The sequence below is a fragment of the Amycolatopsis ponsaeliensis genome (assembly GCF_030182635.1).
In the GTDB taxonomy this organism is placed as follows: domain Bacteria; phylum Actinomycetota; class Actinomycetes; order Mycobacteriales; family Pseudonocardiaceae; genus Amycolatopsis; species Amycolatopsis ponsaeliensis.
This window is the reverse complement of sequence record NZ_JAPZLD010000043.1, coordinates 19,067-30,435: the sequence shown is the minus strand read 5'-3', so window position 1 is coordinate 30,435 and position 11,369 is coordinate 19,067. Positions and strand designations below refer to the sequence as shown.

Below are 11,369 nucleotides of genomic sequence, written 5' to 3'. Positions count from 1 at the left end.
CGCCATGTCACCAGACGACGCGGGTCGTCCGAGCTCTGTCCTCGGCAAGGCCCAGCTCTTGCTCGGCGCCTTCGAATCCGGCGCCTACCAGCTGGGGCTCACCGACCTGAGCCGCCGGTCCGGAGTGCCGAAGGCGTCCGCCTACCGCCTGGCGCAGGAGCTCGTCGAGTGGGGGCTGCTGGAGCGCCGCGGCGACTGCTACCAGCTCGGGTTGCGGTTGTTCGAGCTCGGCCAGCGGGTCCCGGCCACCGCGGTGCTGCGCGCGGTCGCCCGGCCGGCACTGACCGACCTGTTCGCCGCCACCCGCGCCACGATCCACCTGGCCGTGCTCGACGGCGCACACGTGCTGTTCCTGGAAAAGGTCGCGGGCGAAGCCAACATCCACTCACACTCGCGCATCGGCGGACGGCTGCCCGCGCCGGGCACGGCGACGGGCAAGGTCCTGCTGGCCGCCGCCCCCGATCTCGACGAGCACCTGGCCCGTTTCCGCGCGGCCGGACTGACCCACCTGACCTCCCGCACGGTGTCCTCGGTGGACGACCTGCGCAAGCAGCTGACGGTGGTCCGGGCGAAGGGGTTCGCCCTGGAGATCGAAGAGACGATGCCCGGCGTCGGCAGCCTCGCCGTGCCCGTGACCGGCGCCGACGGCACGGTCCACGCAGCGGTGTCGACGACCGCGCCGGTCGCCCACCTCGCGCCCCGACGCCTGCTGCCCGAGCTGCGCTCGGCCGCAGCCACCATCGAGCGGGCGCTCGACCGCGCGCTGTTGACCGCCTCCGTGGTGCGCAACGAGCCCTTCACCATCGCGCCGGCCCCGGTGAAACGCGCGGCCGGCTGACCGGTCCGCTGAGCGGTCCGGCCACTTGGGCGGGGTTCGAACCGGGCCCGACGATCACCCGGGTGAGCGAAGATCTGGCAAGCACTCCGGTCGATCTCCTGAACAGCCGGTCACGACAGGATCCGGACCGCGAACTCGTCCGCTTCGACGACGGCACGCGCCTGCGGATCGGTGACGTCGACGAGGGCTCGCGCGCACTCGCCGCCCGGCTCCGTGTCCCGCCCGGCACTCGCGTGCTGACCTGCGTGCGGCCGGGACGCGCGGCCGTGAACCTGCTCTTCGGGCTCGCCCGGCAAGGCGCGGTGGAGGTGCCGCTGGCGCTCGACGTCGCGATCTCGGGCGCCGAGTCGATCCGGCGGTCCACCGGTTCCACGGTGCTGGTCGCGGGCACGTCCGCGCTGGCAGGAAACCCTGCCCTGCACGCCATGCTGAACCGGGTGGAGCGGGTCGTGCTGGTCCTCGAGGACGACCCCGGCCCAGCCGGTCATCCGTTCCTGGACGAGCTGCCGCCGGCCGCGGTGCGGGAGCACCTGCCCGCGGCCGGGGACCTGCTCGTCGTGCTGTCGACGTCGGGCACCACCGGCCGGGCCAAGGCGGCCGAGCTGCCGCACTTCACGGCCCTTCGCCACGCGCGCCGGGTGGCGGCGACGATGGGGTACGGACCCGGCGACGTGCTGCTCAACGTCTTCCCGTTGCACCACGTCAACGTCCGGCACACCGCTCTGCTGCCCGCGCTGCTCACCGGCGCACGGCTGGTCGCCCACCGCCGTTTCTCGGCGTCCCGGTTCTGGGACATCTGCCGCGCCGAGGGGATCACGGCGTTCAATTTCATGGGCGCCATGCTGGCCATCCTGGATCGCCGACCGGGCGACGACCACGACCACGCCGTCCGCCTGGCCTACGGCGCACCGGCACCCACCGAACTGGCGGCCCGGTTCCTCGACCGCTTCGGCGTGCGGGCCCTCGAGGCCTACGCGAGCACCGAACTCGGTGACGTCGCCGCCAACACCCCGGACGACTGGCGGCCGGGCACGGCCGGCCGGGTGGTCCCCGAATACGAGGTCGCGATCCTCGACGAGACCGGACAGGCTTTGCCATCGGGACGTACCGGGCAGATCACCGCCCGGGCCAGGCTGCCGGACATGCGGTTCCGCGGCTACGCCGGCGACCCCGGCGCCACCGCCGCGGTGCTGCGGGACGGCTGGTTCCGCACCGGCGACCGCGGCCGACTCGACGCCGACGGCTACCTGACCTTCGCCGGGCGGCGCGGGGACGTCGTCCGGCGGCGCGGGGAGAACATTGCGACCTGGGACGTCGAGCAGGTGCTGCGCGCCCTGCCCGGCGTGGTCGACGCCGCCGCGGTCGGGGTCGAGTCCGACCTCACCGAACAGGAGCTCCTCGTCGTGCTCGCCACCGCCGACCACGCGCTCGACGGGCCGGCGGTGCGGGACTGGTGCCGGACCCGGCTGCCCCGGCATGCCCAGCCGCGGTACGTGCGCATCACCCGCGAGCTGCCGCGCAACGGCAGCGGCAAGGTCGTCAAGTCCCTGCTGCCGACTACCCCGGACGAGTCCACCTGGGACGCCGAAGCCCGGTCCGCCCAGTGAACCGCGGGCGACCGCCGGGACGCCGCCGCTCCCTACGGTCGGAAGACCTTTCCCGTGCCACCTGGAGGACAGCGTTGCGCGTACTCGACCTCACCGACGAACTGGCCAGGCAAGGCGCGCGGCTGCTGGTCGGGCTCGGCGCCGACGTCGTCCGCGTCGATGACGACCTGACCGGGCATGAGCGGACCCATTGGCACGCCGGGAAGAAGCTTGCCGCGGCGGCTGACCTCGACGCACTCGCCGGGGAAACGGACGTCGTCCTGGAGAGTGGTCCGGTCGCGAAGCTGCGAGGCTTGCACGCCGACGGCACCTCGCGCTGGCCGCACGCCGTCCACGTGGTCGTGACACCGTTCGGGCTCACCGGCCCGCGCCGTGGCTGGGTCGGCGGCGACCTCGTGCTCGCCTCCGCCGGCGGGATGACCTGGCTCGGCGGAAAACCCGGTGAGCAGCCCAAACCCCCGCCACGGGAGCAGGCCTGCCAGCTCGCCGGGGCGCACGGCGCGATCGCGGCCCTGCTGGGCGTCCTCGCCGGCGGCGGGCAGCTGATCGACGTCTCGGCCCAGGAAGCGGTCGCCGCGACACTGGAAACCGGCGCGATCTCGTGGATCCACGCCGGCCGGTTCCCGGTCCGCAACGGCGGCGTCTACGAGCACGTCGCGCACCGGATCTTCGAGGCCGCCAACGGGTACGTCGCTGGCGGCTACTCCGGGAGCGAACGCATGTGGACCGGCCTGCAGACCTGGCTGGCCGAGGAAGGGGAAGGGGACGCGGGCGACCTGCTGGAGGAGCGGTTCGCCGACCAGGTGGTGCGCTGGGCGGAGCGCCCGCACGTCGACGAGGTGATCGCCCGGTTCGTAGCGAAGCGCACCGCGCGAGAGGTCGCCGAGCAGGGGCGCAGCCGCGCTCTGCCGTGGGCCGAAGTGACACCGCCGGCGGAGCTGACCGACAATCCCCAGCTACGAGACCGGCGGTTCTTCGTCTCGGTCGACGGCACCGAGAACGCCGGCTTCCCCTGGGACGCGCCCGGACTGCCCCGGCCTGTGACGCTCTCCCCGCTCGTGGAAGGCACATGGACCAGCGAGCCACGCCCACGGGCCGCGATGGGCCGAGGCCCGCTCGACGGCGTCCGGGTGCTGGACCTGACCTGGGTGCTGGCCGGGCCGTACGCGACCAAGATCCTCGCTGAGCACGGCGCCGACGTCGTCAAGGTCGAGTCGCGGCACCGGCACGACCCGACCCGGTTCTCGCCGTCCATGCGGCTGCGGCCGGACGCCGGCCCGGACGACTCGGGCTACTTCCTCAACTTCAACCGCGGCAAGCGCAGCGTCGCCCTCAATCTCCGCACGCCGGAGGGGCAGGCCGTGCTGCGGGAGCTGGCCGCGCGCTGCGACGTCATCGTCGAGAACTTCAGTCCCGGCGTGCTGGCGAAGTGGGGCCTGGACTACGCATCACTGCGCGAGATCAACCCGCGCGCGATTCTGGTGTCGATGTCCGGCGTCGGGCATACCGGGCCGTGGCGCAAGGCTGTCACCTTCGCCGACACGCTCGCCGCGATGTCCGGCCTGTCCGCTGAGACGGCCGATCCGGGCGAGCCACCGCAGGGCCTGGTGTTCGGCCTGGGAGATATGGTCGCCGCCAACGCGGCGGTGCTGGGCGCGCTGGACCTGCTCGTCCGCGGGTACGGCGGGCACGTCGATCTGTCCCAGCTGGAGGCGATGGCAGCCACGATGGGTCCGGCAGTCCTCGATGATGGGGACGACGATCCTCGCACCGCCGCGCACCCGAACCGGTCGCGGCACGCGGTGCCGCACGGCGTCTACCCCGCCGCCGGAGAGGACCGGTGGGTCGCCATCACCGCCCAGGACGAGGCGCAGTGGGCGGCGCTGCGTGACCTGGCGGGCCTGCCCGAATACCGCGACCGTCGAGCGGCCGAAGACGAGATCGACGCCGCCCTCGCCGGCTGGACACGCGGACAGGACGCCACCGAAGTCGCCGCACGGCTCCAGGCCGCCAGGGTGGCGGCCGCCGTCGTCGCCACCGGCCGGGACATCGTCGAAGACGAGCACCTGACCGAACGCGGCTTCTACCAGAAGCTCACCCATCCGATCGCGGGCGACGTGCTGCACGAGGGCATCGTCGCGCGCCTGACGGCGACCCCGGGCGCGCTCACCTCTCCCGCTCCCCTGCTGGGCGAGCACACCGAAGCCGTCCTTCGCGAGCTCTTGGACATCGACGACGACCGCTTGGCGGCCCTGCGTGCCGCTGGGATCACCGAATGAGAGGAACCCGTATGCCGGTCCTGACCACCACCCGGGACGCCGGAGTCGCGACGATCCGGATCGACCGGCCCCCCGCTAATGCCGTGGACCCGGGTGTGATCGCGGAGTTCCTCGAGGTGCTGCCGCCGCTGGCCGAGGACCCCGCGGTGCGCTGCATCGTCATCACCGGCACCGGGAAGTTCTTCATCGCCGGCGCCGACATCAACGTCATGCGAGACCTGTCCGACGCCAACCAGGCGAAGATGCGCGGCTGGATCGACGTGCAGCGTCTCCTCGAGCGGGCTCCGAAACCGGTGATCGCCGCCATGAACGGACACGCGCTGGGCGGCGGTGCGGAGCTATCGCTCGCCTGCGACCTGCGAATCCTCTCGGCCGCGGCGAGCTTCGGCTTTCCCGAGATCGCCCTCGGCCTGTTCCCCGGGGCGGGCGGCAGTCAGCGCCTTCCCCGGCTCGTCGGGCCGCACCGCGCCAAGCGGCTGATGATCGAGGGCACCCGGCTCACCGCGCATCAGGCCCTGGAGTTCGGGCTGGTGGACCGCGTGGCCGAGTCCGGCCTCTTCGACGCCGCGGTCGCCGAAGAGGCCCACCTGCTCGCCGCCAAGCCGACCGCGGCGATCGGCCTGCTCAAGCGGATCGTCGACGAGGGCCACGGCCTGCCGATCGAGGAAGCGCTGCTGCGCGAGGAGAAGGGCGTCCTGGAGCTGACCCGCACCTCGGACGCCGCCGAGGGGCTGCAGGCCTTTCTGGACAAGCGTCCACCGGAGTTCACCGGACGCTGAAGGGCGGCGCCGCCCTTTCCTCAGTACTGCGCGACCATAGGGGTGTCCACGCCGAGGTCGCCGACCGTGCCCGCGCCGCCGGGGTCCCCCAGCGGTGCGTCCCGGCCCGGGAGGGGCTGTTCGAAGAACGCGATCGAGTCGGTGACGAACACCGCCTTGCTCTCGTCTCCGCGGGCCTTGCGGTCGACGAAGATCGCGTCCACCGGGCACTCTGGTTCGCAGGCACCGCATTCGATGCATTCGTTGGTGTTGATGTAGCTCTTGCGCTCGCCGACGTAGATGCAGTCGACGGGGCAGACGTCCAGGCAGGCGCGGTCGGTGACGTCGATGCAGTTGGCGCCGATGACGTAGGCCATGGTTTTCCTTCCGGGGTCAGGAGTTCTCGGTCGAGTGGCCGGGGAAGAGGGACAGTTCCGGGTCGAGCGTGACGGCGGCGTTGTTCACCGCCGTCGCGACTTCGCCGAAGCCGACGGACATCAGGCGGACCTTGCCCTCGTACTCGGTCACGTCCCCGGCGGCGTAGACCCGGTCCAGGCTGGTGCGCATCCGCGAGTCGACCAGGATCGACCGGCCACGCAGCCGCAGGCCCCAGCCGGCGACGGGCCCGAGGTTGCTCACGAATCCCAGCGCGGCGATCACAGCGTCCACTTCGAACACTCGCGGCAGCTCTTCGCCGCGCACGCGGACGTGTGCCAGCCGCAGCATGCTTTCTCCGGCGAGCGCTTCGACTTCCGCGTCGGTGACGATCCGCGTGCCGCCTTCGGTAACGGCCGTGACGCTCGCCGCGTGCGCGCGGAACGCCGACCGGCGGTGCACGAGGGTGACGGACTTCGCGATCGGCTCCAGGGCCAGGGCCCAGTCGACCGCGCTGTCGCCACCGCCCACGACGAGCACGTTCTGACCGGTGTGCACGTCCGGGTCGGTGACGAAGTAGCTCAGGCCCCGGCCGAGGAAGTCCTCGCCCGCGGGCAGCCTGCGCGGGGTGAACGTGCCGATCCCGGCCGTGAGGATCACCGCGCCGGCGCGGATCACCTGTCCATCGGACAGAGTGACCTCGGGGCAGCCCTCGTCGTCGCGGGTCAGCGTCACGGCCTGACGGCCCAGCAGGTACTCCGGGCGGTACCGGTCAGCCTGGTCGAGCAGTGCGGAGACGAAGTCGCGGCCGCGCACCCGCGGCAGTCCGGCGACGTCGAGGATCTCCTTTTCCGGGTACAGGGCGGCGATCTGCCCGCCAGGCTGGGGCAGCCCGTCGACCACGACGGTGCTCAGCCCGCGGAAGCCCGCGCAGTAGGCGCCATAGAGCCCGGTCGGTCCGGCGCCGACCAAAAGGATGTCGGTGTCGAGGGGCATGGGCCAGCCTCCGTGAATGTGTCGAGAGTGGACGGACAGCGTCCGCAGATCTCTCGGACCCTAGGCGGGTGCCGCAGCGCGCGAGCGGATCGCGGACCGCTGAGCGGACCACACGCCCGATTTCGGACCGGGTTCGGTGAGCGGACCAGAGGCGTTGGCCGGCGGCGGTCACGGTGGTGGACTCGCCGTCAGCTTCGGCACAACGAACTTGGAGCGGTCATGAGCGTGCAGAACGGGGAGAGGGCCACCACCCCGGCCCGGCGGAACCGGCGACCGGCGCGGCTGCCGGGCCGGCAGGACTGGTCGAGCTGGCCGCACTACCAGGCCGCGGCGGCCGGGTTCCGCGGCTACTGGTACCCGGTGGGCTACGCGTCGCGGTTCACCGGCAAGCCGCGGCAGATCACCGTGCTGGGCCAGAAGATCGTGCTGGTGCGCGACGGCGGCAAGGTGTACGCGCTCAAGGACCGGTGCCCGCACCGCGGTGTGCCGCTGTCGGAGGGCAACCAGCAGTTCCCCGGCACGATCTCGTGCCCCTACCACGGCTGGACGTTCGACCTGAAGACCGGCGACCTCAAGGCCGCGATCACCGACGGCCCCGCCTCGCCGATCTGCGGCAAGGTCACCCAGCCCACCTACGCGGTCGAAGAGCGCCTCGGCATGGTGTGGGTCTTCGTCGGCGACAGCGAAGAGGCGCCACCGATCGACGAGCAGCTGCCCGAGGAACTGGTGCACAACGAGGCGATCGTCGGCTCCCGGATCCAGCCCCGCGAAGGCAACTGGCGCTTCGCCTGCGAGAACGGCTACGACGAGGGGCACGCGAAGTACCTGCACCGCACCGCGTTGTGGCGGCTGTTCAAGGCGATGCCGGTCTGGAACGAGACGCGGATCGTGCAGCGCGGCCGGTGGATCTACCGCGTCCAGGACAAGCAGTACTGGACTGCCGACTTCCCCGGCCTCGGCAAGTGGGACAACCAGGCGTGGTTCAAGCTGAAGCCGCCGAAGGACGTCGGCAACGTCGGCAACACCAGCACCCACCGTGAAACACATCCGGTGATCGCGGCGCAGGAGTTCCCGGGTTTCGCCTCGGTGAGCATGCCCGGCGTGCTGCGCATCGTCTACCCGACGTTCATCCACTACGAGTTCTACGTCCCGGTCGACGCCGACAACCACCTCTACGTCGGCGTGCTGGCGAGCTTCCAGCGCGGGGTGAAGGCACTGCCGTTCTACGCCAAGTACCTCGGCTTCGTCCGGTGGCTGTTCCACGGCCAGTTCTCCGGGCAGGACAGGTGGATGGTCGAGGTGACCGACGCCCCACCGGAGAAGCTCTACCGGCCCGACGACTCGCTGCTCAAGTGGCGCAAGCTCGCCGAGGACACCTGCGAGGAACGGGTCGACCGGCTCGGCGCCCAGGGTGTCACCGTCCCGGTTCCGGAGGCGGACTGATGGCGCGTGTGGTGCTCGGCGTCGGGGCGTCCCACTCGACGTTGATGAACACCCACTGGGACAAGGTCGTGCACACCGACCGCGCCGAGCGGTTCCGCGACGCACTACGCGAAGCGCGGGACGAGATCGCCGCGGCGGAGCCCGACGTAGCGATCATCGTGGGGTCCAACCACTTCCGTGGGTTCTGGCTGGACATGATCCCGCCGTTCACCCTCGGCGTCGGCGAGGTGCTCGGCTCCGGCGAAGCGAAGACGCCGTCCGGGCCGCAGAAGACCGCGCCGGAGTTCGCCCAGCGGCTCGCCGAGGACCTCGTCGAGCGCGGCACCGAGGTGGCGATCTCGGCGCGTCTGCAGATCGACCACGGCCAGACCCACGCGATCCAGTACCTCCTCGACGGCATCGCGGTTCCCGTGGTTCCGTTGGTGGTCAACGTGTTCGCGGCCCCGCTCCCCCGCACCGGCCGCTGCGCCGAGCTGGGCCGCAACCTCGCCGCCGCGATCGCCGCCTTGCCCGAAGACCTGCGGGTGGTCGTGATCGCGTCCGGCGGCCTTTCGCACCAGCTGCCCTGGCCCGACGACTGGCGTGCTCCCGAAGGCGAAGACGAAGAGTTCCTCGTGGAGGCGTGGCTCAACGGCCGCGGCGACTGGGAAAGCTACGACGGCCGCCGCCGCGAGATCATCACCGCGGCCCGGCCGGTGCTGTTCCCCGAGTTCGACGAGGCCTTCCTGGCCGACCTCGAACGCGGCGAGCTCGCGAAGTACACCTCCCTGACCACCGAGGAGATCGGGAAGGCGGCCGGCAACGGCGGTCAGGAACTGCGCACCTGGCTCGTCATGGCCGCCGCGCTGGGCTTCGCGCCGGGCCGCGCGCTGGCCTACTCCCCCATGCCCGAGTGGCTGACTGGGATGGGGGTCGCGGTGATCCGGCCGTGACGGTCCTCGACGCGATCCTCGACCGGATCACCGAAGACCGGCTGCGGGAAGCCGCGCGCGCGGTCACGGCCATCCCGAGCCCCACCGGCCGCGAAGCACCGCTCGCCCGCGCGCTGGCTTCGCGGTTGTCCGCGGCCGGTTTCGCCGCCCAGACCCAGCACCTCGACGAGTTCCAGGCCAACGCCGTCGGCCGCCTGCGCGGATCCGGCGGCGGTGGCGGCGGCGAGGACCTGATGCTCTACGCGCCGATCGACACGCTCACCACCGGGCAGTCCGAAGTGGACGTTCCGTGGATCGGCCCGGAGCTGCGGCCGGACATGCGAGCGGAGGCACGCGACGAAGGCCCGTTCGTCTCAGGCCTCGGGGCGAGCAACCCGAAGGGCCACGCGGCGTGCATCCTCGTGCTCGCCGAGGCCCTGGGTGCGGTCCGGCCCGAACTGGCCGGGGACGTCGTCGTGGCCTTCGGTGCCGGTGGAATGCCCACCAACGCCGTCGAGGCGCCGGGCTTCCCGGCCCGGGCCAACACCGGCCACGGCGTGGGCTGTTCATTCCTGCTGGAACGCGGCTGGCACACCGATCACGCGGTGATCGCGAAACCCGGGGACTTCGTCGCCCATGACGAGGTCGGGCTGTGCTGGTTCGAGATCACCGTGCCCGGCATCCACACCTACGCCGGCAGCCGCCACCGATTGCCCTACCGCAACCCGATCGTCACCGCCGCCGACGTGGTGACGCGCCTGGAGCAGTGGCTCGCCGACTACCCGGCCCGCCACCGCACGGCCACCGCAGCACCCCAGGGCGTCATCGGGTCGATCGCCGCCGGCTGGGAACGGATACTCGCCGTCACCCCGGCAGCCTGCCGGATCCGCCTGGACGTCCGGACCGCGCCAGGCACGAAACCGTTGTCCGTCAAACGCGAACTGGCCGCGTTCCTGGACCGGCTCGACGCCGGTCTCGAACTGGAGATGGTGCTGGCCATTCCCGGCACACACACCGCGCCCGACGCGCCGATCGTGCGCACCGCGATCGAGGCGTGGGAACACACGTCCGGTAAGCCCCACGAACCCGTGCCGGACAACAGCGGCGCCACGGACGCGAACATCCTGCGCGCCCGCGGCATCCCCACCGCCCGCGTCGGCATGCCGAAGGTCACCTCCGACGCGTTCGACGTCGACTTCAGCCGCGGCATGAACACCGTCGACGTCCGCGCGATGCGCCGCCTGTGCGAGGTGCTCGCCCGCACGACCCTGTCCACCACCGGGAAGGAAGCAGCATGACCCCACCACCCGAGAGCCACTACGCCGACGGCGGCGGCGTCACCTACCACTACCACGACCTCGGGTACGGCCCGGACACCGTGTTCCTCCACGGCGGCGGCCCCGGCTGCACCGGGTGGAGCGACTTCGGGCCGGTCGCGCCGCTGTTCGCCGAAGACCGGCGATGCCTGCTTGTCGACATCCACCAGTACGGCCGCTCGGCGAAAACACCGATCACCGGACCGATGTGGGACCACCACGCGGCCAAAACCGTCGCCCTGCTCGACACCCTGGGCGTCGAGCGCGCCGACTTCGTCTGCAACTCCTGGGGCGGCACCATCGCCCTCAACCTCGCGGCGAAGTACCCGGACCGGGTACGCTCGCTGGTCGTCACCGGCAGCATGCCGGTCTTCCACGGGCCCCTCGCCCCGCTGCCCGAGGGCGGCCGCCGTGGCCGCAACGCCCGCGACGCCTACTACGGCGGCGAAGGCCCGACGCGCGCGAAGATGCGCCGGCTCATCACCAGCCTCGAGTGGTACGACGGCGACCAGCTCCCCGAAGAGACCCTCGACCTGCGCTACGAGCAAAGCCTCGACCCCGGCGAACGGGAACTGGCCGCGATGTCGGACTCGCCCCGCGGCGACTGGCAGGACCTGACCGGCGAGCTCGGCCTCATCCAGGCCCCGGTGCTGTTCATCTGGGGCATGCAGGACGCGTTCCTCACGCCCGACTACCCGCTGATGCTCGCGCGCATGGTGCCGAACGGCAACCTGCACGTCATGGACCACGTCTCGCACCACCTGCAGGAAGAACGCCCGCACGCCTACCACGCCGTGGTCGACGGGTTCTTCCGTTCCCTCGTCCCGGAAGGAGTCCCCGGATGAA

Annotated in this window: 10 protein-coding genes; 8 read left to right on the top strand and 2 right to left on the bottom strand. The window is 71.7% G+C overall.

The window, feature by feature from the left end; genetic code table 11:
• The first annotated feature begins 4 nt into the window (after window positions 1-4).
• The 4 genes from QQ657_RS43375 to QQ657_RS43360 all read left to right on the top strand — a co-directional run bounded on the left by QQ657_RS43375 (window position 5) and on the right by QQ657_RS43360 (window position 5,503).
• Entirely contained in the window at window positions 5-838 is an 834-nt protein-coding gene (locus QQ657_RS43375) for an IclR family transcriptional regulator (RefSeq protein WP_284748209.1), read from the top strand.
• A 62-nt stretch (window positions 839-900) separates the two neighbouring features.
• Window positions 901-2,445 carry an AMP-binding protein gene (locus tag QQ657_RS43370; RefSeq protein WP_284748208.1) on the top strand — a complete coding sequence of 515 codons (1,545 nt, stop codon included), beginning with the start codon at window positions 901-903 and terminating at the stop codon, window positions 2,443-2,445.
• Window positions 2,446-2,519: 74 nt separating this feature from the next.
• Window positions 2,520-4,724: a CaiB/BaiF CoA-transferase family protein gene (locus QQ657_RS43365; protein WP_284748207.1), complete on the top strand. Its 2,205-nt coding sequence runs from the start codon at window positions 2,520-2,522 to the stop codon at window positions 4,722-4,724.
• Window positions 4,725-4,735: 11 nt separating this feature from the next.
• Entirely contained in the window at window positions 4,736-5,503 is a 768-nt protein-coding gene (locus QQ657_RS43360) for an enoyl-CoA hydratase/isomerase family protein (RefSeq protein WP_284748206.1), read from the top strand.
• A 20-nt stretch (window positions 5,504-5,523) separates the two neighbouring features.
• Here QQ657_RS43360 and QQ657_RS43355 read toward each other — a convergent pair whose 3' ends face one another.
• Together QQ657_RS43355 and QQ657_RS43350 are read right to left on the bottom strand one after the other, a co-directional pair.
• Window positions 5,524-5,859: a ferredoxin family protein gene (locus QQ657_RS43355; RefSeq protein WP_284748205.1), complete on the bottom strand. Its 336-nt coding sequence runs from the start codon at window positions 5,857-5,859 to the stop codon at window positions 5,524-5,526.
• A gap of 16 nt (window positions 5,860-5,875) precedes the next feature.
• A complete protein-coding gene (locus QQ657_RS43350) occupies window positions 5,876-6,853 on the bottom strand; it encodes an NAD(P)/FAD-dependent oxidoreductase (RefSeq protein ID WP_284748204.1) in 978 nt (325 codons plus the stop codon).
• 219 nt (window positions 6,854-7,072) lie between these two features.
• On the opposite strand from QQ657_RS43350, the gene QQ657_RS43345 reads away from it, so the two are divergent.
• From QQ657_RS43345 to QQ657_RS43330, 4 genes are read left to right on the top strand one after another with little or no spacing between them, the layout of a single operon-like run.
• Entirely contained in the window at window positions 7,073-8,296 is a 1,224-nt protein-coding gene (locus tag QQ657_RS43345) for an aromatic ring-hydroxylating oxygenase subunit alpha (protein ID WP_284748203.1), read from the top strand.
• Window positions 8,296-9,228, top strand: a complete 933-nt coding sequence (locus QQ657_RS43340; protein WP_284748202.1) for a DODA-type extradiol aromatic ring-opening family dioxygenase — start codon at window positions 8,296-8,298, stop codon at window positions 9,226-9,228. Before QQ657_RS43345 ends, QQ657_RS43340 begins: the two co-directional genes overlap by 1 nt.
• Window positions 9,225-10,505, top strand: a complete 1,281-nt coding sequence (locus QQ657_RS43335) for a M20 family metallopeptidase (RefSeq protein WP_284748201.1) — start codon at window positions 9,225-9,227, stop codon at window positions 10,503-10,505. Before QQ657_RS43340 ends, QQ657_RS43335 begins: the two co-directional genes overlap by 4 nt.
• Window positions 10,502-11,368: an alpha/beta fold hydrolase gene (locus QQ657_RS43330; protein WP_284748200.1), complete on the top strand. Its 867-nt coding sequence runs from the start codon at window positions 10,502-10,504 to the stop codon at window positions 11,366-11,368. Before QQ657_RS43335 ends, QQ657_RS43330 begins: the two co-directional genes overlap by 4 nt.
• The last annotated feature ends 1 nt before the right edge of the window (window position 11,369 follow it).